The sequence below is a fragment of the Dactylosporangium sucinum genome (assembly GCF_014647515.1).
Classification (GTDB): domain Bacteria; phylum Actinomycetota; class Actinomycetes; order Mycobacteriales; family Micromonosporaceae; genus Dactylosporangium; species Dactylosporangium sucinum.
On sequence record NZ_BMPI01000098.1, the window covers coordinates 15,884 to 35,233 of the forward strand.

The 19,350-nt window shown below is 72.5% G+C and carries 24 protein-coding genes and 1 riboswitch; of the genes, 14 read left to right on the forward strand and 10 right to left on the reverse strand.

Features of this window, described 5'->3' with window-relative positions; genetic code table 11:
• The 3 genes from IEZ31_RS51190 to IEZ31_RS51200 are packed head-to-tail and all read right to left on the reverse strand — an operon-like array spanning window position 1 to window position 2,626.
• On the reverse strand, window positions 1–738 hold the full coding sequence (locus IEZ31_RS51190; RefSeq protein ID WP_190257439.1) for an energy-coupling factor transporter transmembrane component T family protein: 738 nt from the start codon (window positions 736–738) through the stop codon (window positions 1–3).
• Window positions 735–2,063 carry an ABC transporter ATP-binding protein gene (locus IEZ31_RS51195; protein WP_190257462.1) on the reverse strand — a complete coding sequence of 443 codons (1,329 nt, stop codon included), beginning with the start codon at window positions 2,061–2,063 and terminating at the stop codon, window positions 735–737. Before IEZ31_RS51195 ends, IEZ31_RS51190 begins: the two co-directional genes overlap by 4 nt.
• Window positions 2,060–2,626, reverse strand: a complete 567-nt coding sequence (locus IEZ31_RS51200) for an ECF transporter S component (protein WP_190257440.1) — start codon at window positions 2,624–2,626, stop codon at window positions 2,060–2,062. The genes IEZ31_RS51195 and IEZ31_RS51200 overlap by 4 nt, the downstream gene beginning before the upstream one ends.
• Window positions 2,627–2,701: 75 nt before the next feature.
• A riboswitch (TPP riboswitch) is annotated at window positions 2,702–2,818 on the reverse strand.
• A gap of 52 nt (window positions 2,819–2,870) precedes the next feature.
• Between IEZ31_RS51200 and IEZ31_RS51205 the strand changes: the two genes are divergently transcribed.
• Together IEZ31_RS51205 and IEZ31_RS51210 are read left to right on the forward strand one after the other, a co-directional pair.
• Entirely contained in the window at window positions 2,871–3,716 is an 846-nt protein-coding gene (locus tag IEZ31_RS51205) for an alpha/beta fold hydrolase (protein ID WP_190257441.1), read from the forward strand.
• A 44-nt stretch (window positions 3,717–3,760) separates the two neighbouring features.
• On the forward strand, window positions 3,761–5,689 hold the full coding sequence (locus IEZ31_RS51210; RefSeq protein WP_190257442.1) for an acyl-CoA dehydrogenase family protein: 1,929 nt from the start codon (window positions 3,761–3,763) through the stop codon (window positions 5,687–5,689).
• Between the two features lie 92 nt (window positions 5,690–5,781).
• Here the strand turns inward: IEZ31_RS51210 and IEZ31_RS51215 are convergent, their stop codons facing one another.
• Window positions 5,782–6,438 carry a hypothetical protein gene (locus IEZ31_RS51215; RefSeq protein WP_190257443.1) on the reverse strand — a complete coding sequence of 219 codons (657 nt, stop codon included), beginning with the start codon at window positions 6,436–6,438 and terminating at the stop codon, window positions 5,782–5,784.
• Between the two features lie 6 nt (window positions 6,439–6,444).
• On the opposite strand from IEZ31_RS51215, the gene IEZ31_RS51220 reads away from it, so the two are divergent.
• Window positions 6,445–6,861 carry an HIT family protein gene (locus IEZ31_RS51220; protein WP_229837135.1) on the forward strand — a complete coding sequence of 139 codons (417 nt, stop codon included), beginning with the start codon at window positions 6,445–6,447 and terminating at the stop codon, window positions 6,859–6,861.
• Window positions 6,862–7,192: 331 nt separating this feature from the next.
• On the opposite strand, the gene IEZ31_RS51225 is transcribed toward IEZ31_RS51220, so the two are convergent.
• The 3 genes from IEZ31_RS51225 to IEZ31_RS51235 all read right to left on the reverse strand — a co-directional run bounded on the left by IEZ31_RS51225 (window position 7,193) and on the right by IEZ31_RS51235 (window position 9,538).
• Complete coding sequence (locus tag IEZ31_RS51225; RefSeq protein WP_190257444.1) at window positions 7,193–8,572, reverse strand: glycine--tRNA ligase; 1,380 nt, start codon at window positions 8,570–8,572, stop codon at window positions 7,193–7,195.
• A gap of 122 nt (window positions 8,573–8,694) precedes the next feature.
• Window positions 8,695–9,198, reverse strand: coding sequence for a hypothetical protein (locus IEZ31_RS51230; RefSeq protein WP_190257445.1), 504 nt, complete (start codon window positions 9,196–9,198; stop codon window positions 8,695–8,697).
• 19 nt (window positions 9,199–9,217) lie between these two features.
• Window positions 9,218–9,538: an antibiotic biosynthesis monooxygenase family protein gene (locus tag IEZ31_RS51235; RefSeq protein WP_190257446.1), complete on the reverse strand. Its 321-nt coding sequence runs from the start codon at window positions 9,536–9,538 to the stop codon at window positions 9,218–9,220.
• Between the two features lie 29 nt (window positions 9,539–9,567).
• Here IEZ31_RS51235 and IEZ31_RS51240 point away from each other — a divergent pair, with 29 nt between their 5' ends.
• From IEZ31_RS51240 to IEZ31_RS51255, 4 genes are read left to right on the forward strand one after another with little or no spacing between them, the layout of a single operon-like run.
• Window positions 9,568–9,816 carry a DUF6703 family protein gene (locus IEZ31_RS51240; RefSeq protein ID WP_190257447.1) on the forward strand — a complete coding sequence of 83 codons (249 nt, stop codon included), beginning with the start codon at window positions 9,568–9,570 and terminating at the stop codon, window positions 9,814–9,816.
• 41 nt (window positions 9,817–9,857) lie between these two features.
• Complete coding sequence (locus IEZ31_RS51245) at window positions 9,858–10,565, forward strand: metal ABC transporter ATP-binding protein (RefSeq protein ID WP_190257464.1); 708 nt, start codon at window positions 9,858–9,860, stop codon at window positions 10,563–10,565.
• Complete coding sequence (locus IEZ31_RS51250; protein ID WP_190257448.1) at window positions 10,562–11,434, forward strand: metal ABC transporter permease; 873 nt, start codon at window positions 10,562–10,564, stop codon at window positions 11,432–11,434. Before IEZ31_RS51245 ends, IEZ31_RS51250 begins: the two co-directional genes overlap by 4 nt.
• Window positions 11,421–11,711: an ArsR/SmtB family transcription factor gene (locus tag IEZ31_RS51255; RefSeq protein ID WP_190257449.1), complete on the forward strand. Its 291-nt coding sequence runs from the start codon at window positions 11,421–11,423 to the stop codon at window positions 11,709–11,711. Before IEZ31_RS51250 ends, IEZ31_RS51255 begins: the two co-directional genes overlap by 14 nt.
• Before the next feature lie 137 nt (window positions 11,712–11,848).
• Here IEZ31_RS51255 and IEZ31_RS51260 read toward each other — a convergent pair whose 3' ends face one another.
• Window positions 11,849–12,325 carry an XdhC family protein gene (locus tag IEZ31_RS51260; protein ID WP_190257450.1) on the reverse strand — a complete coding sequence of 159 codons (477 nt, stop codon included), beginning with the start codon at window positions 12,323–12,325 and terminating at the stop codon, window positions 11,849–11,851.
• A 71-nt stretch (window positions 12,326–12,396) separates the two neighbouring features.
• Between IEZ31_RS51260 and IEZ31_RS51265 the strand changes: the two genes are divergently transcribed.
• From IEZ31_RS51265 to cobF, 5 genes are read left to right on the forward strand one after another with little or no spacing between them, the layout of a single operon-like run.
• Window positions 12,397–13,413: a permease gene (locus IEZ31_RS51265; protein WP_190257451.1), complete on the forward strand. Its 1,017-nt coding sequence runs from the start codon at window positions 12,397–12,399 to the stop codon at window positions 13,411–13,413.
• A complete protein-coding gene (locus IEZ31_RS51270; protein WP_190257452.1) occupies window positions 13,410–14,144 on the forward strand; it encodes a TIGR03943 family putative permease subunit in 735 nt (244 codons plus the stop codon). The genes IEZ31_RS51265 and IEZ31_RS51270 overlap by 4 nt, the downstream gene beginning before the upstream one ends.
• Complete coding sequence (locus IEZ31_RS51275) at window positions 14,145–14,876, forward strand: histidine phosphatase family protein (protein WP_190257453.1); 732 nt, start codon at window positions 14,145–14,147, stop codon at window positions 14,874–14,876.
• 59 nt (window positions 14,877–14,935) lie between these two features.
• Window positions 14,936–15,412 (forward strand): hypothetical protein, encoded by a 477-nt coding sequence (locus tag IEZ31_RS51280; protein ID WP_190257454.1) that lies wholly within the window; start codon window positions 14,936–14,938, stop codon window positions 15,410–15,412.
• Between the two features lie 10 nt (window positions 15,413–15,422).
• Window positions 15,423–16,154, forward strand: coding sequence for a precorrin-6A synthase (deacetylating) (gene cobF, locus IEZ31_RS51285; protein WP_190257455.1), 732 nt, complete (start codon window positions 15,423–15,425; stop codon window positions 16,152–16,154).
• Here the strand turns inward: cobF and IEZ31_RS51290 are convergent.
• The gene (locus IEZ31_RS51290; RefSeq protein ID WP_190257456.1) at window positions 16,138–16,863 is read right to left on the reverse strand and encodes a zf-HC2 domain-containing protein; all 726 of its coding nucleotides are present in this window, start codon (window positions 16,861–16,863) and stop codon (window positions 16,138–16,140) included. The two genes, cobF and IEZ31_RS51290, sit on opposite strands and share 17 nt — an antisense overlap.
• Before the next feature lie 315 nt (window positions 16,864–17,178).
• Between IEZ31_RS51290 and IEZ31_RS51295 the strand changes: the two genes are divergently transcribed.
• Window positions 17,179–17,514 (forward strand): type II toxin-antitoxin system RelE/ParE family toxin, encoded by a 336-nt coding sequence (locus IEZ31_RS51295; protein ID WP_229837136.1) that lies wholly within the window; start codon window positions 17,179–17,181, stop codon window positions 17,512–17,514.
• Complete coding sequence (locus tag IEZ31_RS51300) at window positions 17,514–17,852, forward strand: XRE family transcriptional regulator (protein WP_190257457.1); 339 nt, start codon at window positions 17,514–17,516, stop codon at window positions 17,850–17,852. The genes IEZ31_RS51295 and IEZ31_RS51300 overlap by 1 nt, the downstream gene beginning before the upstream one ends.
• Before the next feature lie 106 nt (window positions 17,853–17,958).
• Here the strand turns inward: IEZ31_RS51300 and dusB are convergent, their stop codons facing one another.
• Window positions 17,959–19,086, reverse strand: coding sequence for a tRNA dihydrouridine synthase DusB (gene dusB, locus IEZ31_RS51305; protein ID WP_190257458.1), 1,128 nt, complete (start codon window positions 19,084–19,086; stop codon window positions 17,959–17,961).
• Window positions 19,087–19,350: the final 264 nt, after the last annotated feature.

Sequence of the window (19,350 nt, forward strand, 5' to 3'; positions counted from 1 at the left end):
CTATGTGTGCACGAACTTCAGCGTGATCACGGCCGCGGCAAGCATCACGCCAGCGACCACCACGAATGCGTCTGGCCAGCCGAAACGCGCCGGGCGGGCGGCCGTGCGCGGGGTGCCGCGGTCGAACCCCCGCGCCTCCATCGCCGTGGCGAGCCGGATCCCGCGCCGGATCGCGGCCACGAGCAGCCCGAACAGCGTCGAGGCGAACAGCCGCAGGCGGGCGACCGGGTTCCAGCCGGCGTCGATCCCGCGGGCCCGGCGGGCCAGGCCGAGCAGCCGATACTCGTCGGCGAGCAGCGGCGCCAGCCGCAGCGCGGCGAGCGCGGCGATCGCGAAGCGCGGCGGCACCCGCAGGTGGGCGATCAGCGAGTCGGCGAGGTCGGTCGGGTCGATCGTGGCGAACACCAGGAACCCGGGCAGCCCGACCGCGACCAGCCGCAGCGCGTAGCCGGCCGCGTGCTCCCGGACGTCGACGCCGGCGACGGACGCCAGCACCGGGCTGTCCCGGGCGCCGAGGAACACGGTGAACAGGAAGATGAACAGCGCCGAGGTCAGCAGCGGCCAGCCGCGCCGCCATAGCGCGCCCGGCGCCAGGCCGGTGAGCGGCAGCAGCGCCAGCTCGGCGGCGACGGCGACCGCGGTGACGAACGGGTCGACGGTGGTGAGCACCGCCGCCGTCAGCAGCGTCGCGGCGAGCAGCTTGGCGACCGCGTCGCGCCGCCCGAGCCACCCGGTCACGACAGCTCCAGCGTGCGGTCGCCGAGCGCCTCGACCAGCTGCGGGTCGTGCGTGACCAGCACCAGCGCGCGGCCCTCGTCGCGCAGGTCGGCCAGCAGTACCACCAGCTCCCGCCACGTCCGCAGGTCCTGCCCGAACGTCGGCTCGTCCAGCACCAGCACCGACGGCGCGGCGGCGAGCGCGGTCGCGACGCTGAGCCGGCGCTGCTCGCCGCCGGAGAGCGTGTAGGGGTTGGCGAGCGCGAGGTGGGCGAGCCGCAGCCGGTCCAGCAGGTCGTCGACGGTCGCCGCGGGCGCCCCGCCCAGGGCCAGCTCGGCGCGGACGGTGTCGGTGACGAACTGGTGCTCCGGGTTCTGGAAGACCGAGCCGATCCGCCGGGCCAGCCGGGCCGCCCGCCAGCGGTGCGGCGGCCTCGCCGCGTCGTCCCCGGCCAGCGCCGGCGTGGCCTGCACATCGCCGGCGACCGGCTTCGTGAGCCCGCCGAGGAGCTGCGCGAGGGTGGACTTGCCGGCGCCGTTGGGCCCGAGCACCGCGAGCGCTTCGCCCGAATGTATCGCTATGTTCACGATGTTACCCGTGTACCGCAGCCCCAGCCGCGACGCGCGTAGCAGCACCTCGCCGGGCGGGGAGACCGCGCGGCGCGACGGCAGGGTCACGCCCGGTGCCCAGACCGCGTCCGACGGCGACGAGCCGATCGTCACCGTCCGGTCCACGAGCGGCAGCGCCTCCTCGACCCGGTGCTCGACCAGCACCATCGTCGCGTCGAGCTCCTGCAACGCCTTGCCCAGCGCTGTCCGTACCAGATGGGCTCCCAACGGATCGAGGTTCGCGGTCGGCTCGTCCAGCAACAGCAGCGACGGCCGCAGCGCGAGGACGCCCGCGATCGCCAGGCGCTGCTGCTCCCCGCCGGACAGCGCGGCCGTGTCCCGGTCGCGGCCGTAGGGGAAGCCGACCGCGGCCAGCGCCGCGTCCACCCGCGGCCAGATCTCGGCCGCCGGCACGCCCCGGTTCTCCAGCCCGAACGCGACGTCGTCGCCGGCCCGGCTCATCACCAGCTGGGTCTGCGGGTCCTGGAACACGATCCCGGTCTCGCCGCGCACGTCCCGGGGCGGCCGCCCGTCGACGAGCACCCGCCCCTCCTGCTCGCCGGAGTCGTCGGCGAGCAGGCCGGCCAGCGCGGCGAGCAGCGTGCTCTTGCCCGCGCCCGAGGCGCCGGCCAGCAGCACCCGCTCGCCGTGCTCGATGCGCAGGTCGAGGTGGCGGACCGCCCAGGCCTTGCGCCCGGCGTGCCGCCACCCGAACCCCTCGAAGACGACGGTGCTCAGACGGCCACTCGCTCGCGGCCCGACGGGAACCGGTCGAGCACGCCCGTCCTCGACAGCGACCGCTGCAGCGACCAGCTGCCCGCGCCGGCGACGACGGCGCCGCTGACCACCACGATCGCCGCGTACAGCCACTTGTCCCGCACGCTGAACGCGCCGTAGTAGACGTTGAGGTCGAGCAGCGCGGCGCCGGCGCCGGCCAGCGCGCCCGCGACGACGGCGTTGCCGAGCCGCCAGCCGCGGTAGCCGGTCAGCGCGAAGCCGAACTCGCCACCGACGCCCTGGACCAGGCCGGACAGCACGACGCCGAGGCCCCAGGCCGAGCCGAACAGGGCGGAGACGGAGGCGGCGACGACCTCGGTGTAGAGGCCGGCGCCCGGCTTGCGGATCACCAGCGGGCCGAGCACGCCGGGGATGAGCCAGACGCCGTAGATGAGCGCGCGCCAGGGCAGCGCCCAGCCGTCCAGCGCGTTCCACAGGTTGTTCCAGGCGTAGAACACCGCGGCGAACGCCACCGCGATGATCGAGGCGACGACGATGTCGACCGTGCGCCAGCGGGTCTGCATTGATGCCTCCTAGTTCGGGGGTGAACCAGAAGGAGACGCGACACCACGCGCCCGTTCGACGGACGCGTGGTGCGTGGCGTGAGGTGACCGAGCTCCCTGCGCTGGCATTACCCAGATCAGGTTCGAGGGTCTGCGGCGCCGGATTCCACGGCTGCCGCACTCTCAGCGCTGTGCGCTCCCCTGTCGGATGTGCAGTTGTTTCCCGAAGGTAACAGTGAACGTCGCTTCCTCGTAGTCTCGGGTCATGAAAATCACGGCCCGGTCGCTGGTCTTCGACGTCATCGAGGGCGGCCCGCCGGACGGGCCCCCGGTCCTGCTGCTGCACGGCTTCCCCCAGCACAGCGGCGAGTGGGCCGCGGTCACGCCGCTGCTGCACGCCGCCGGCCTGCGCACCTACGCGCTGGACCAGCGGGGCACCTCGCCGGGAGCCCGCCCGGAGGCGGTCGAGGACTACCGGATCACCGAGTGCGCGCTCGACGCCGTGGCGGTCCTCGACGCGCTGGGGGTTCCGGCGGTACACCTGGTGGGGCACGACTGGGGCGCGATCTGCGCCTGGCACGTGGCGCTGCGCCACCCGGCCCGGGTGCGCACGCTCACCGCGGTCTCGGTGCCGCACCCGCACGCCACGGCGCGGGCGTACCTGTTCGACGCCGACCAGCGCGAGCGGTCCGCCTACATCAAGCTGTTCCGCCAGCCGGGGAGGGCGGAGACGGCGCTGCTGGAGGACGACGCCCGGCGGATGCGCGCGCTCTTCGCCGGCTCCGGCCTCACGGACGAGGGCGTCGACAGCTATGTCCGCCCCCTGCAGCAGCCGGGCGCGCTCACCGCCGCGCTCAACTGGTACCGCGCGATGAACCCGAAGGCCGACCTCATCGGCATCGGGCGGTGCCGTGTGCCGACCACGTACGTCTGGAGCGACGAGGACCTGGCGATCGGTGCCACGGCGGCCCGCGGGTGCGCATCCCGCGTGGCGGCCGACTACCGGTTCGTGCCGCTGGCCGGGGTGAGCCACTGGATCCCCGACCAGGTGCCCGGCGCGGTGGCGGATGCCATCATCGCTCGATGTATGGCGGAGGCTACCGGCGGGTAATAACCTGGCTTGTATCCCAGCGATTCCTGCCTTTGGGGGTTGGCATGGCGACCACCGACGCAACGCAGGTTCCGACCCAGCCGGTCCACACCGAGCGCGAGGCGCGCAAGGTGATCGAGGCCAACCGCGAGTCCGAGTGGCGCAAGCCCAGCTTCGGCAAGGAGCTGTTCCTCGGCCGGTTCCGCCTGGACCTCATCGACCCGCTCCCTGAGCTCGACGCCACCCGCCTCGCCCGCGGCGCCGAGTTCCGCGACAAGCTCGCCACGTACCTCTCCGCCGAGGTCGACGGCCAGCAGATCGAGCGCGACGCGCGCATCCCCGACGAGGTCCTCCGCTCGCTCGGCGAGCTCGGGGCCCTCGGCATGAAGATCGACGAGAAGTACGGCGGGCTCGGCCTCACCAACCTCGACTACTGCCGCGCGCTGGCGCTCGCCGGGTCGGTGAGCCCGGCGATCGGCGCCCTGCTGTCGGCCCACCAGTCGATCGGCGTGCCGCAGCCGCTGAAGCTGGTCGGCACCGACGAGCAGAAGCAGCGCTTCCTGCCCCGGCTGGCCGGCGGCGAGGTGTCGGCGTTCCTGCTGACCGAGCCCGAGGTCGGGTCCTACCCGGCCAACCTGCGCACCTCGGCCGTGCCGACCCCGGAGGGTGACTACCTGCTCAACGGGGTGAAGCTGTGGGCGACCAACGGCACGCTCGCCACGCTGTTCGTGGTCATGGCGCTGGTGCCGAAGAGCGAGGGGCACCGCGGCGGGATCACCGCGTTCGTCGTCGAGGGCGACGCGCCCGGGGTGACGATCGAGCGGCGCAACGCGTTCATGGGCCTGCGCGGCCTGGAGAACAGCGTGACCCGCTTCCACGACGTGCGGGTGCCGGCCGGCAACGTCATCGGCGGCGAGGGCCAGGGCCTGCGCATCGCACTGAGCACGCTGAACACCGGCCGGCTGTCGTTGCCCGCGATGTGCGTCGGCGCCGGCAAGTGGTGCCTCAACGTGGCGCGCGAGTGGGCCGCCGAGCGGGTCCAGATGGGCCGCCCGATCGGCACCTACGAGGCGATCGCGAAGAAGATCGCATTCATCGCCGGCTCGACGTACGGCATGGAGGCCATGCTCGACGTGTCCTGCCGCCTCGCCGACGACGACCGCAACGACATCCGCATCGAGGCCGCCCTGGTCAAGCTCTACGCCAGCGAGCTGGCCTGGAAGATCGCCGACGAGCTGGTGCAGATCCGCGGCGGCCGCGGCTACGAGACCGCCGACTCCCTCGCCGCCCGCGGCGAGCGGCCGATCCCGGCCGAGCAGATCCTGCGCGACCTGCGGATCAACCGCATCTTCGAGGGCTCGACGGAGATCATGCACCTGGCGATCGCCCGCGAGGCGGTCGACGCCCACCTGTCGGTCGCCGGGGACATCATCGACCCGGAGGCCCGCCTGGGCGCGAAGGCCAGGGCGGCCGGCAAGGCGGGCGGCTTCTACGCCCGCTGGCTGCCGACGCTGGTCGCCGGGCGGGGGCAGCTGCCGGGCGGCTACGGCGAGTTCGGCCCGCTGGCGTCCCACCTGCGGTTCGTCGAGCGGGCGGCGCGGAGACTGGCCCGGGAGACCTTCTACGGGATGGCCCGCTGGCAGGGGAAGCTGGAGCACAAGCAGGGCTTCCTGGGCCGCATCGTGGACATCGGCGCGGAGCTGTTCGCGATGTCCGCCGCGTGCGTCAAGGCCCGCGCCGAGCGGGCGGAGCGGCCGGAAGGCGTCGAGCTGGCCGACCTGTTCTGCCGGCAGGCGACGCTGCGCGTCGAGGCGCTGTTCCACGACCTGTGGCACAACGTGGACGCGATCGAGGCGTCCGCGGCCAAGCGGGTGCTGGAGGGCCGGTACCGCTCGCTGGAGGACGGCGTGATCCCGCCCCCGCCGGCGGGCGCCTGGACGTCGGAGTGGCAGCCGGGGGCCTCGACGGCGGACGACGTCCGCCGCCGCGTCTGACCCCTCGTCCGTCGATCTTGCAGTCGTGGTGCCCGTTTCGTGCTCGATCGCGGGCTTTCGTCGCCACCACAACTGCAAGATCGGCGCGGGGGTCAGGTCCGCAGGTCCAGCTCCGGCGGGCGCTTGGCGTCCGGGGCGCCGGCCGGGGCCCAGGGGCGCAGGCCCAGGGCGCGCAGCTCCAGCCTCGCCAGGGCCTCGACCGCGGCGCTGTCGCCCTTGCGCCAGCGGGCGGCGATCTCCGGGTCCAGCTTGACCAGCTTGCCGATCGGCTGGGTGGCCAGGGCCCGCAGGGCGAGCAGGTCGCGGCCGGCTGTGGCGCCGCGCAGCCGCGCCGCCGAGCCGGCCCGGCGCATCCAGCGGATCCGCAGCGGGAGCCAGACCAGCACGACCAGGGCGACCGGCAGCACCACCAGGACGATCGAGAGGATCCAGGCCAGGTCGGCGACGATCTCCTGCTGGTCGCGGCCGGCGTTGGCCAGCGAGGTGGCGGCGTTGGCGGCGTTGGTGAACGGGGCCGCCACCGAGTCGGGGACGCCCGGCACGCCCTTGATCTTGTCGCCGGCCGAGTTGAGGTTCTCGGCCAGGCCGTTGCCGGCGCCCTCGAGCTTCTGCCCGGGCACGGCGAGTTTCTGGATGAGGTCGAACACCGTCATCCCCAGCCGGACCCAGGCATACACCCAGGCGGCGACGAACAGGTCGGTGAGGGACTGCCGGATGGCGGTGGGGGCACGGTCGGCATAGAGCTTCACGACTTCATGCTTCTATGGACCACCATGGACTGCATCTTCTGCGCCATCGTCGCCGGCGCCGCCGAGGCCAGCTTCGTCCACCAGGACGACGACGTCGTGGCCTTCATGGACCTGAACCCGGTCACGCCCGGGCACCTGCTGGTCATCCCGCGCTCGCACGCGGTCGGCCTGGCCGACCTGGACGAGTTCGCGGGCGCCGCGGTCTGGCGGGTCGCCCACCGGCTCGGCCGGGTGGTCCGCCACGAGGGCGTGAACCTGTTCCTGGCCGACGGTGCCGCCGCCGGCCAGGAGGTGTTCCACGTCCACCTGCACGTGGTACCCCGCTACGAGGGCGACGGCTTCAAGCTGGTCGTCCAGCCCGGCCGCCCGACGCGGGCCGAGCTCGACGAGATGGCGGCCTCGATCCGCGCCGCGCTGCCCTAAGGGCATAGCCGCCGCCGCGGGCCTGCGCACAGACGTCGGTCGATCTACCCTCAAGTCGATCTCGGAAAGTGAGGGTAGATCGACCAACGTCTGTGCGCAGGCCCGGGCGTCCGCGCGACCGGCCAACGTCTGTGCGCAGGCTCGGTCGACCTCCGGGAACCGCGTGCGGGCGGTGCGTGGTTCGGGCGTCCGCGCGGCCGGTAGGTCGCGGGCCCTTGCCACGACGGCGACGGCAGCGACGTGGGGCCGGTCCTTGATGGACCGGCCCCACGAGCGGTGCCTGGCGGGAGCGACGGTCGCGCCTTGCGCGGACCCGAGTCCCTGAAGAAAATCAGCAGCCGGGAAGGCGCTCGATCAGGTACGTCTCGACCTGGTCGATGGAGACGCGCTCCTGCGTCATGGAGTCGCGGTCGCGCACCGTGACGGCGTTGTCGTTCAGCGTGTCGAAGTCGACCGTGAGGCAGAACGGGGTGCCGATCTCGTCCTGGCGGCGGTAGCGGCGGCCGATGCCCTGGGCGTCGTCGAAGTCGACCGTCCAGCGCTTGCGGAGTTGGGCGGCCAGGTCACGGGCCTTGGGGGAGAGGTCGGCGTTGCGCGACAGTGGGAGGACGGCGGCCTTGACCGGGGCCAGGCGCTTGTCGAAGCGCATGACCGTGCGCCGGTCGACGCCGCCGCTGGTGTTCGGGGCCTCGTCCTCGTCGTAGGCCTCCAGCAGGAAGGCCAGCACGGCGCGGGTCAGGCCGGCCGCCGGCTCGATGACGTAGGGGACCCAGCGCTCCTTCTTCTCCTGGTCGAAGTAGGAGAGGTCGACGCCCGAGTGCTTGGAGTGCGTGCTCAGGTCGAAGTCGGTGCGGTTGGCGATGCCCTCGAGCTCGGAGAACTCGGTGCCGCCGAAACGGAAACGGTACTCGATGTCGACCGTGCGCTTCGAGTAGTGGGAGAGCTTCTCCTGCGGGTGCTCGTAGAAGCGCAGGTTGTCGACGGAGATGCCCAGGTCGATGTACCAGTTCCAGCGCTCCTGCAACCAGTACTCGTGCCACTCCTCGTCGGTGCCGGGCTCGACGAAGAACTCCATCTCCATCTGCTCGAACTCGCGGGTGCGGAAGATGAAGTTGCCCGGCGTGATCTCGTTGCGGAAGCTCTTGCCGACCTGCGCGATGCCGAACGGGGGCTTCTTGCGGGCCGCGCCGGCGACGTTGTTGAAGTTGACGAAGATGCCCTGGGCGGTCTCGGGGCGCAGGTAGTGCAGGCCCTCGTCGTTCTCGACCGCGCCGAGGTAGGTCTTCATCAGGCCGTTGAACATGCGCGGCTCGCTGAACGTGCCCTTGTTGCCGCAGTTGGGGCAGTTGAGCTCGCCGAGCACGAAGGGCTTGCCCGCGTTCTTGGCCTCCCACGCCTCCTCGAGGTGGTCGGCGCGGAAGCGCTTGTGACAGGAGGCGCACTCGGTGAGCGGGTCGACGAACGCCTCGACGTGGCCGGAGGCGACCCACACGTCGCGGGCCAGGATGACGGCCGAGTCCAGGCCGACGATGTCGTCGCGCTGCTGGACCATCGTCTTCCACCACTGGCGGCGCACGTTGTCCTTGAGCTCGACGCCCAGCGGACCGTAGTCCCAGGCGGAGCGGGTGCCACCGTAGATCTCGCTCGACGGGAAGACGAAACCCCGCCGTTTCGCGAGGCTGACGACGGAATCGATGCGGTCGGCGGCCATTGTGGTTCCTCCTCGGCCTCACGGCGACTGGCTGTCGGCAAGGCGGTTGTGGTTGAACAGGACGGGCGAACCGTCAACGTCCCCATCGACGGTACGGTTACGCAACGGTGAGCCGCACCAGATTATTCGACGCCCCCGCAGATGACGTATCGGGTGCCTTCCTGCGACATGACGAACTCCATCGTTCGCTGGACCTGGCCTTTCTGCTGCACGGTGGCCGGCACGACGATGTCCTGCTGGATGATCACGTCGTTCTCGTCGACGGAGAAGGCGACGACCGGTGACGCGGCGTAGTGGTCCCGGAACCAGCTGACGGGGTGGCGGCTCTGCTGCGCGGCGCACAGGTACTCGTCGTGGGCGCGCTCGTAGTCCTCCGCCTGCAGGGCGCCGAGGTAGCCGCGGGCCGCGTCGGCGACCTGGGTGCGGGCCAGGTTGTCGGCGAAGGAGATGAAGAAGCCGCCGCCGAGGACGCCGCCGACGCAGCACAGGACGAGCACGAGGCCGCCGACGCCCAGGCCGATCCACAGGCCCTTCAGGTCGCGGTCGCGCGGCGGGGCGGCGAACGGCGCGACGACCCCCGGCCCGGCCGGCGGCGCGGGCACCTCATCGACCTGAGGCGGCATCATGACCGAAGCCTATCCGTCCTCAGGCGCGGTCACTCGCGGTCACGGTCAGCTCGCCGCCGGGCGCGACCACGGCCAGCTCCTCGAACGCGGACGGCTCGTCGAGCGACTGGGCCAGCAGCGGGGTGGCGTGCATCTTCACGTCGAAGTTCGACAGGGCGCGGCGGTAGGCGCCGACCGACGCCCACTCGGTGAGGATCGTCCAGTGCGCCGGGTCGTCGTACGCGCGTCCGAGGCTCCCCCGGAGATACCCTGGGCACGCCGCCAGGGCGCCGAGCGCGGCGTGCGCCCGCTCGGGGAAGCCTGCGGGATCCTCGACCACGAACCGTGTCACCACCAGCATGCCGCGAGCATACGGACCTGAGGAGTGAGATGTCCGAGCGTGTCCTGATCCGGCTCGGCCGGCTGAACCCGACCGCGGTCTTCCTCGGCGTCGGCGTGCTCGTGTTCGTCGCGCTCGTGCTGCCGGGAATCGTCGGGGGAGCGCTGCTGTTCCTCCTGGCGGCCGGGGTGCTGTGGCTGCTCACGAAGACCTGGGCGGTGCACCCGCCGCGGGCCCGGGTGGCGCGGGTCGTGATCCTCGGGCTGCTGGTCGCGCTGGCCGTGTTCAAGATCGCTTAAGTTGACAACGATTCTCATTATCGGGCAGGCTCGACAGCGTGGTGCTAGAGGTTGACCGGGCGGTGGTGGCGTACGACGGCCGCCCAGTGCTCGACGGCGTGTCCCTCAAGGTCGCCCCGGCCGAGGTGGTCGCGATCCTCGGCGCCAACGGGTCCGGGAAGTCCACCCTGGTCAAGGCCGCCCTCGGGCTGGTGCCGCTGAGTGCCGGCGAGGTGCGGCTGTTCGGCACCCCGCTGCGGCGGTTCCGGGAGTGGCGGCGGCTGGGGTACGTGCCGCAGCGCGTGGGCGCCGGCAGCGGCGTCCCGGCCACGGTCGCCGAGGTGGTCGCCGAGGGGCGGCTCGCCCGGCGCGGGTTCCTGCGCGTCGCGTCCGCCGCCGACCGGCGGGCCGTCGCCGAGGCGCTCGAGGCGGTCGGGCTGGCCGAGCGGGCCCGCGAGCCGGTGGCGGTGCTCTCCGGCGGGCAGCAGCAGCGGGTGCTCATCGCCCGCGCGCTGGCCGGCGGGCCGGAGCTGCTGGTGCTCGACGAGCCGACGGCCGGCGTCGACGCGGCCAGCCAGGAGGCGTTCGCCGGGTGCCTCGACCGGTTCGTCCGCGACGGGGGCACCGTGGTGTTCGTCGCGCACGAGCTCGGGCCGCTGCGGCCGCTCATCACCCGGGCCGTCGTCGTGCACCACGGCGAGATCGTCCACGACGGGGACCCGCCGGAGACGGACAACGACCACGTCCACCCCCACGCCGGTGCCGCATGAGCCTGTTTCAGTACGACTTCATGATCCGCGCCCTGATCGGGGCGCTCATCACCGGGGCCGCGGCGCCGGCGATCGGCATCTATCTGGTCCAGCGCCGGCTGTCGCTCATCGGCGACGGGCTGGGCCACGTCGCGCTGACCGGAGTCGGCGTCGGGCTGCTCACCAACCAGTCGCCGGTGCTCATGGCGGTGCTCGCCGCGGCCGTCGGGGCCGTGGTCATCGAGCTGGTCCGGGAGCGGGGCAGGACCTCCGGGGACATCGCGCTGTCGATGCTGTTCTACGGCGGCATCTCCGGCGGCGTGGTGCTCGTGAACCTCTCCGACGCCCAGAGCAACCGCAGCCTCGTGACCTACCTGTTCGGCTCGCCCCTGACCACGAGCCGGCAGGACCTCACCGTCATGCTCGTGCTGGGCGCGATCGTGCTGGGTGTGGCGGTACTGCTGCGGCCGTGGCTGTTCGCGGTGTGCCACGACGAGGAGTACGCGCGGGTGTCCGGCCTGCCCGTCCGCGCCCTCAACCTGGTCCTGGCGATCACGACCGCGGTCACCGTCACGGTCGCCATGCGGGCGGTCGGCCTGCTGCTCGTCAGCGCCCTCATGGTCGTGCCCGTCGCCACCGCGCAGCAGATCACGCGCGGCTTCAAGGTGACCATGCTGGCCGCCGTGGTGCTGGGCCTGCTGGCGTCGGGCGGCGGGGTCTGGCTGTCGACGCGGATCGACACGGGTCCGGGCGCGACGGTGGTGCTGCTGGCGATCGCCGGCTTCTTCGCGGTGACCGTCGGCGTGGCCGTGGTCCGGGCGGTGCGGCGCCGCACGGGCGCGCAGCCGCAAAGTGAGAACGGTTACCGTTACGCATATGTCGACAAGTGACGGGTACGAGGCGGCGGGCGAGCTGCTCCGGGCCCTGTCGGCCCCGTTGCGAATCCGGATCGTGACCGAGCTGGCCGGGGGGCCGCGGTGCGTGCACGAGCTGGTGGACTCGCTCGGTGCGGCGCAGCCGCTCGTGTCGCAGCACCTGCGGGTGCTGCGCGGGGCGGGCGTGGTGCGGGGGGCGCGGCGGGGGCGGGAGATCGCGTACTCGCTGACCGACGAGCACATCGCCCACATCGTGGCGGACGCCGTGACGCACGCGCGGGAGGCGGGCTGAGCCGGTCTGCCGTGGCCCTGCACGATCTCCGTCGTGGCCCTGCATGATCTCCGTCGGGGCTCTGCATGATCGAGGGAAGGATCTGGCTGCTCCGGCAGCCGGAAGTCTCCCTTGATCATGGGGTGGGTGCGCCGCGGTCAGAAGGTGAAGCCGCCCGGGCGGTCGTTGCGGTCGGCGATCAGGCCGGCCAGCGTGGCCAGGGCGATCTCCGCCGGCGTCTTCGAGCCGATGTTCAGGCCGATCGGCCGGTGCACCCGCGCGATCTGCTCCTCCGGCACCCCCAGCTCCCGCAGCGCCGCCACGTGCGGGCCGGTGTGGCGGGGGCTGCCCATCACGCCGATCCAGCGGGCCGGCGAGGCCAGGGCGTCGCGCAGGGCGGCGCCGAGCTCCGGGCGGTCGTGGTCGCAGACCACCACGTCGGTCTGCTCGTCGATGGTCGCCGCGGACAGGTCCGGCTCGGCCAGGGACACGCGGTAACCCAGCGTCGCCGCGAAGTGCATGAGGTGGGTGGCGACCGGCGAGTCGAACACCGCCACCAGTGCGCGGCCGTCGGCCGCGGGCTCCACGGCGCCGTGCGCGAGGGCGCAGCCGATCGAGTCGAATCCTGCGACCATCACATCACGCTCCGAAGTGTTCGTCGGCGCTTCATGCCGAAGGTACCAACCCACGCGATACCCTCAGGCCCGTGACGCTCACCGATCACCCCGAATCGCCCGCTCCGGCCGCGGCGCCGCCCGAGGGCGGCCGGAGGCGGTGGCGGGTCGGGTCCGTCGAGGTGCTCGCCGGGCTGCTCGTGCTGGTCGTGGTGCTCCGCGGGCCGATCACGCGGTCGCTGGCGGCGCCGGCCCTGCAGACCTGGCTGACCGTGTTCGTGTCGGTGATGACCCAGGCGGTGCCGTTCCTGGTCTTCGGGGTCGTGCTCTCGGCGGTCATCGCGGTGTTCGTGCCGCCCTCGTTCTTCGCCAAGGCGCTGCCCCGCCACCCCGCGCTCGCGGTGCCGACGGCCGGGGTGGCCGGCGTGGTGCTGCCCGGCTGCGAGTGCGCGAGCGTGCCGGTCGCCGGGGCGCTGGTGCGGCGCGGGGTGACGCCCGCGGCCGCGTTCGCGTTCCTGCTCGCCTCGCCGGCCGTCAACCCGATCGTGCTGGTGTCCACCGCCGTCGCCTTCCCCGGGCAGCCCAAGGTCGTCGTCGCCCGGGCGCTCGCCAGCCTCGTGGTGGCCTGCCTGATGGGCTGGTTGTGGCACGCCTTCGGCAAGGGCAGCTGGCTGCGGATGCCGGAGCGGCCGCACCTCGACGGCATGGGGAAGTGGCCGGCGTTCTGGGCCTCCGTGCGGCACGACGTGCTGCACGCGGGCGGGTTCCTGGTTATCGGCGCGGCCTGCGCGGCCGTGATCGCGGTCGTGGTGCCGAAGGAGTGGCTCGCCCAGCTCGCCGCCAACCCGGCCGTCGCGATCGTCGTGCTGGGCCTGCTCGCGGTCCTGCTGTCCATCTGCTCGGAGGCCGACGCGTTCGTGGCCGCCTCGCTGACCCAGTTCTCGATGACGGCCCGGCTGGCCTTCATGGTCGTCGGCCCGATGATCGACCTCAAGCTGTTCGCCATGCAGGCCGGCATCTTCGGCAGGTCCTTCGCCCTGCGGTTCGCGCCGGCCACCTTCGTGCTCGCGATCGGAGTGTCCGCCGTGGTCGGAACGGTGCTGCTGTGAACCGGCAGGCGCAGGCCGTCATCCTGCTGCTCGTCGGGGGCGCGGTCCTGCGGGCCAGCCTCACCGGGCAGTACCTCAACTACGTCAAGCCCAGCCTCCAGCCCTACCTCATCGCGTCCGGCGCGCTGCTGGTCGTGGCCGGCATCTTCACGCTGTGGTATGAGCTACGGCCGAACAAGGGCCACGCCCACGAGCACGCCCACGAGCACGCGGACGACGGCCACGGGCACGGGCACGGCGGGCCGCGCGTCGCCTGGCTGCTGCTCGCGCCGGTGCTCGGGCTGCTGCTCGTGGCGCCGCCCGCGCTCGGGTCCTACGCGGCGGGCCGCTCCGGCTCCGCGCTCGTCGAGAAGTCCGACTTCGCGCCGCTGCCGGCCGGCGACCCGGTCCGGATCTCGATGCTCGACTACGCGTCCCGGGCCGTGTTCGACCGCGGGGTGTCGCTCGGCGACCGGCGCGTGGAGCTCACCGGCTTCGCGATGCGCGGCCCCGGCGACGCCTGGCTGCTCGCCCGCATGATGGTGAGCTGCTGCGCCGCCGACGCGCGGCCGGTCAAGATCGCGCTCGACGGCGACCTGCCCGACGGCCTGGCCGACGAGCAGTGGCTGCGGGTCACCGGCCGCTACACGTCGCGCCAGATCAAGGACTCGGTGAACGGGGAGACGATTCCATATCTCGAGGTGTCCGAGGTCACCTTGATCCCGGCGCCGGAAGAGCAGTACGAGTCGTAGATGGATCTGCAACGCCCCGCGCTCCTGGTGCTCGTCCGGCACGCCGAGTCCGCCCGCAACCAGGCGAAGAAGGGCAGCGTCTACTTCGCCGACGACGCGGCCCGCCAAGTCGTCCGCGGCGTCCCCGACCACCTGGTCGAGCTGACCGAGGACGGCCACAAGCAGGCCGTCCAGACCGGGCAGGGGATCCGCGCCCGCTTCGGCACGTTCGACTACGTCTACACCAGCGGCTACACGCGGACCGAGCAGACCGCCGAGGGCATCCTCAGTGCGTACAGCCCGGCCGAGCGCGCCCGGATGCGGTGCAAGAGCGACCTGTTCATCCGCGAGCGCGACCCCGGCTTCGCCTACGACATGACCACCGCCGAGGCGGAGGCCGCCTTCCCCTGGCTGAATGAGTACTGGCAGACGTTCGGCGGCTTCATGGCCCGCCCGCCCGGCGGCGAGAGCCTCGCCGACGTGACCGGCCGCGTGCACACCTTCCTCAACGGGCTGTTCCAGGACCGGGCCGGCCAGAGGGTCATGATCGTCACGCACGGCGGCGCGCTGCGCTGCTTCCGCTTCCTGCTGGAGGGCTGGAGCTACTCGCAGGCCCAGCGGTGGCCCGAGGGGCAGGCCCCGGCCAACTGCGGCGTCACGACCTACCGCTGCGCCGGCGACGGCGGTCCGCTGCAGCTCGAGGACTACAACCAGGTGTACTGGACGGTCGGGTCGGCGGCCGACGGCATCTGATCGCCGCCAGAGATCGACGTGGCGTACTGTCTCCACGGACGATCGATGATCGGGGAGCGATGCACATCAGTTTCACCGTCCCGCCCGACCGGCAACGGGCGCGACGGCAGGTTCGGGCGGCCAAGCGGCGCAAGCTCCAACTGCTCTTCGTCGGCGGGATCCTCCTCGCCGCCGCGGGGGTGGCGCTGGTCGTGGCGGGCCAACCGGCCGGGTACGCGCCGGTCGGCGTGGGCGTGGGACTGCTGGTCCTGCCGTGGCTCCTCCCGCGGGCGGCGGCCAAGGCGCGCACCGGGCTGCTGGCGGAGACGGCGACCTACGAGCTGACCGACACGGGTGTGGTCGCCACGACGCCGGGCTTCCGCGGCGCCTACGAGTGGGACGGCGTCGACCGGGTCACGGACACCGGGGAGTTCTGGGTCGTGACCGTCAAGGGCAGCGGCGTGCTCGCGGTACCGTGGACCCTCATGCCGCCCGATGACACCGGGCTCGCCCGGGAGCTCCTGGTCGCCCGCGGCCTGCTGCAACCCGGCCGGTAGCGTCACCCGCATGCGCAAGGTGCTGGTCATCGGGATCGGGGCCGGGGATCCCGAGCACGTCACCGTGCAGGCGATCGCCGCGATGAACGCCGTCGACGTGTTCTTCGTGCTGGACAAGGGCGGCTCCACCGCCGATCTGACGGCGGCCCGCCACGCGATCCTGCAGCGTTTCGTCACTCGGGGGTACCGCACGGTGACGCTGCCCGACCCGCCCCGCGACCGGACCGCCGCCGACTACAGCGGGGCCGTCCGGGAGTGGCGCGACGAGCGGGCCCGGGTCCTGCACGAGGCGATGGCGGCCGAAGAGGGCGTCGGCGGGATCCTCGTGTGGGGCGACCCGGCCCTCTACGACGGCACGATCCGCATCCTGGAGTCGTTCGGCGACGTCGACTACGAGGTCGTCCCCGGCGTCAGCAGCGTGCAGGTGCTCACCGCGCGGCACCGCGTGCCGCTCAACCGGGTCGCCGGCGCGGTGCACATCACGACCGGCCGGCGGCTGGCGGCCGGGTGGCCGGCCGGGTGCGACGACGTCGTGGTGATGCTCGACGCCGATCTTTCCTGCCGGGCGTACCGCGACGAGGCGATCGACATCTACTGGGGCGCGTACCTCGGCACGCCCGACGAGCTGCTCGTCGCCGGGCGGCTCGGCGAGGTGCTGGACGAGATCGAGCGGGTCCGCGCCGACGCCCGCGCCTGCAAGGGCTGGATCATGGACACGTACCTGCTCAGGCGGCTTTCTTGAGGCTCGCCGTCGCCTGACCCGGGATCACCCTGAGCCGCACGGGCGCCGCGGGCTCCTCGTCGAGCGCGGCCGGGCGGCGCCAGCGCCACGGCGGGCCCTGCCGGCCGGCGGGCGGGCGGCCCGGGTCGAGCCCCGGCCGGGTCAGCGCCAGGACGATCACGTAGCCGGCGAGCACGAACCCGTGGCTGACCAGCCGCTCGGTCGCAACCGTGCCGGCGATGAGATCGTTGGTGCTCAGCAGCGCGAGCAGCGCGACGAACGCGGTCAGCATCGGCAGCGCCCCGGCCGGGCTGGCCCGCCGGGTGGCGATCCAGGCGAAGCCGGCGCCGATCGCCACGTTCCAGGCGGCGGACTCGTGGAAGACGTGCCCGGCCTGGTGGATGTGGTTGGTGCTGGCGGCCGTCGCGGCCTGCGCGATGCCGAGCACGAACTGGGCCATCCCGAACGCGCCGAGGAGCACCCGCAGCACCTGGACGAGCCGCTTGTGCGGGTTCGCCTTCCGGAACCCCGCCAGCAGCTTCCCGGTGTCGGGCGGGGTGGCGGTCAGGGGCTGCAGGCGCACCAGCCGGGTCACGGCCTGCGCCTCGCGCTCCCACTGCCGGCACGCCACGCACCCGGTCAGGTGCGCGTCGACGAGCGCCGGCTCGATCGGTTCGTCCTCGCCGTCGAGCCGGGCCGACAGCGCCTCGCGGTACTGCTCACACTCCACGGTTGGATTGTCGCGCGCCAAGGCACCAAAGTTCCGCCCTGGTGCCGTGCGGCGGCGATCAGCAGCGACTCTTCCGGCTCGTGGTCGGCGACCGGGTGGTGACCCCGTCCTGCAGTCGGCTCGATCGGGCCTCAGTCGCCGCTGTGTCGAGCTCGGCCGCCGCTGTCGTCGAGTTGAGCACGGTAGTCAAGTTTGCGACCTCGTGACCACCAAGCGTAGTGTCCGGATACAATACTGGCGACATATAATGTATGAGACATGGTTACCGGGGGCGGCTGTGGTGTGGACGATCGTGGTGGTCGAGCCGGTTCGGTCATGGCTCCACGAACTGCGCCGGTCGGATCGCGGAACACTGCTGCAGATCAGCGCGGCGGTCAAGGCTCTGTCCGAGGAGGGCCCGCACTCGGCCGGCCCCTGGTCGACACGGTCCGCGGCTCCACCCTCGCGAACCTGAAGGAGCTGAGGCCGGGCTCGACCGGCTCATCGGAGGTCCGGCTGCTGTTCGTGTTCGATCCGATTCGGCAGGCGGTGCTGCTGGTGGGCGGCGACAAGTCCGGCAACTGGCAGCGGTGGTACCGGACGGCGATACCGATCGCGGAGTCGGCGTACGCCGACCACCTGCGGAGGATCCAGGAGAAGGACGGCGAGTGATGATGGACCACCTCAAGGACCCGCAGGCAATCTCCTGGGAGGAGATGCAGGAGGAGCTCGGCTTCACCGAGGCCGAGCGGGCGCACGTCGCTGCCGCGGCACAGGAGCTGATCGCTCAGGCCCGCGCCTATCGGCTTGCCGAGGTGCGCCGCCGCCAGCACGCGACCCAGACCGACATCGCGAAGGCAATGGGCGTCACGCAGGCCCGGGTGTCCCGGATCGAGAAGGGCGAACTGAAGCGCAGCGAGGTCGACACGCTGGCCGCCTACGTGCAGGCACTCGGCGGCAAGCTGAAGATCATTGCCGACTTCGGCGACGAGTCGTACGTCTTGGGCTGACCGCCCGCGGCGTCGGCTCCGGACGGACCGAACTTCCTGCGTTCTCGTCATCGGCCGGGTCGAACCGGAGCAACAGCACCGCTGATTCCCCAGCGGACCGCCGGGGTCAGCCGCCGCTGTCGTCGAGCTCGGCGCCCTCGGGGACCAGGTCGGAGTCGCGGTCGTCCAGCCAGCCGTCGGGGAGGACGACCTTGCCGGGGGTGCCGGTGCGGCCGCGTGGCTGGCCGAGGATCTCCCGCGGGAACGGGGCCGCGGGGTCGAGCTGGGCCAGCAGGTCGCTCAGCTCGGCCAGCGACGAGGACATGGCCATCTGGCGGCGCAGCTCGCCGCCGGCGGGGAAGCCCTTCAGGTACCACGCGACGTGCTTGCGGAAGTCCGTCACGCCGTCGCGTTCGGTGCCGAGCCACTCGGTGAGGAGCTCGGCGTGGCGGTACATCAGCGCGGCCACCTCGCCGAGGCTCGGGAGGGCGCGGTCGGCGGAGCCCGCGAAGGCCGCGGCGAGGTCGGCGAACAGCCAGGGGCGGCCCAGGCAGCCGCGGCCGATGACCACGCCGTCGCAGCCGGTCTCGGCCATCATGCGCAGCGCGTCGGTGGCCTCCCAGATGTCGCCGTTGCCCAGGACGGGGATGTCCAGGGCTTGTTTGAGAGCGGCGATCGCGGCCCAGTCGGCCTCGCCGGAGTACCGCTGGGCGGCGGTCCGGGCGTGCAGGGCGACCCAGGCCACGCCCGCGTCCTGGGCGGTCCGGGCCGCGTCGAGGAACGTCTGGTGGTCGTCGTCGATGCCGATGCGCATCTTCACGGTGACCGGCAGGCCCTGGGCCGCGTCGACGGCGGAGGAGACGATCGCGGCGAACAGGCTGCGCTTCCACGGCAGCGCGCTGCCGCCGCCGCGGCGGGTGACCTTGGGCACCGAGCAGCCGAAGTTCATGTCGATGTGGTCGGCGAGGTCCTGCTCGACCACCATCTCGACGGCCTTGCGGATGGTCGCGGGGTCGACGCCGTACAGCTGCAGGCTCCGCGGCCGTTCGTCCACCCCGAACCTGATCATGCTCATGGTCTTCGGGTTGCGCTCGACGAGCGCGCGCGTGGTGATCATCTCGCAGACGTAGAGGCCTGCGCCCTGCTCGCGGCACAGCTGCCGGAAGGCCACGTTGGTGATCCCGGCCATGGGCGCGAGCACCACGGGCGGATCGACGACGAAGCTTCCGAGCTGCAGCGGCACGCTCCTGAGCATGGCACGCCACCCTGGCTCCCTCCCAACCGCGCCCGCGCGGTGGTGGGTGGACTCCGGCAGTCGCACGCCTCCCGCGATCTTGGAGTTGTGGTCCCGGCTTTAGGGTGATTTGTCGGACAAATTAGGGACCACAACTCCAAGATCGCCGGGAGGGTGGGGCCCGGCAGGCTGCGCGGTGCCGAGGGCGGGCTGGGCGGGGCTGGGCGGGTCGGGCCGAGCAGGCCGAGCGGCCGAGCAGGCCGAGCAGGCCGAGGCGGGCTGGGC

Coding starts and splice junctions, on each gene's coding strand:
- cobF (WP_190257455.1), top strand. CDS start 15,423: ATGCGCAAGGTGCTGGTCATCGGGATCGGGGCCGGGGATCCCGAGCAC.
- IEZ31_RS51230 (WP_190257445.1), bottom strand. CDS start 9,198: ATGATGCCGCCTCAGGTCGATGAGGTGCCCGCGCCGCCGGCCGGGCCG.
- IEZ31_RS51220 (WP_229837135.1), top strand. CDS start 6,445: ATGCTTCTATGGACCACCATGGACTGCATCTTCTGCGCCATCGTCGCC.
- IEZ31_RS51225 (WP_190257444.1), bottom strand. CDS start 8,572: ATGGCCGCCGACCGCATCGATTCCGTCGTCAGCCTCGCGAAACGGCGG.
- IEZ31_RS51210 (WP_190257442.1), top strand. CDS start 3,761: ATGGCGACCACCGACGCAACGCAGGTTCCGACCCAGCCGGTCCACACC.
- IEZ31_RS51240 (WP_190257447.1), top strand. CDS start 9,568: ATGTCCGAGCGTGTCCTGATCCGGCTCGGCCGGCTGAACCCGACCGCG.
- IEZ31_RS51300 (WP_190257457.1), top strand. CDS start 17,514: ATGATGGACCACCTCAAGGACCCGCAGGCAATCTCCTGGGAGGAGATG.
- IEZ31_RS51205 (WP_190257441.1), top strand. CDS start 2,871: ATGAAAATCACGGCCCGGTCGCTGGTCTTCGACGTCATCGAGGGCGGC.
- IEZ31_RS51235 (WP_190257446.1), bottom strand. CDS start 9,538: ATGCTGGTGGTGACACGGTTCGTGGTCGAGGATCCCGCAGGCTTCCCC.
- IEZ31_RS51295 (WP_229837136.1), top strand. CDS start 17,179: ATGGCTCCACGAACTGCGCCGGTCGGATCGCGGAACACTGCTGCAGAT.
- IEZ31_RS51255 (WP_190257449.1), top strand. CDS start 11,421: ATGTCGACAAGTGACGGGTACGAGGCGGCGGGCGAGCTGCTCCGGGCC.
- IEZ31_RS51275 (WP_190257453.1), top strand. CDS start 14,145: ATGGATCTGCAACGCCCCGCGCTCCTGGTGCTCGTCCGGCACGCCGAG.
- dusB (WP_190257458.1), bottom strand. CDS start 19,086: ATGCTCAGGAGCGTGCCGCTGCAGCTCGGAAGCTTCGTCGTCGATCCG.
- IEZ31_RS51280 (WP_190257454.1), top strand. CDS start 14,936: ATGCACATCAGTTTCACCGTCCCGCCCGACCGGCAACGGGCGCGACGG.
- IEZ31_RS51260 (WP_190257450.1), bottom strand. CDS start 12,325: ATGGTCGCAGGATTCGACTCGATCGGCTGCGCCCTCGCGCACGGCGCC.
- IEZ31_RS51200 (WP_190257440.1), bottom strand. CDS start 2,626: ATGCAGACCCGCTGGCGCACGGTCGACATCGTCGTCGCCTCGATCATC.
- IEZ31_RS51250 (WP_190257448.1), top strand. CDS start 10,562: ATGAGCCTGTTTCAGTACGACTTCATGATCCGCGCCCTGATCGGGGCG.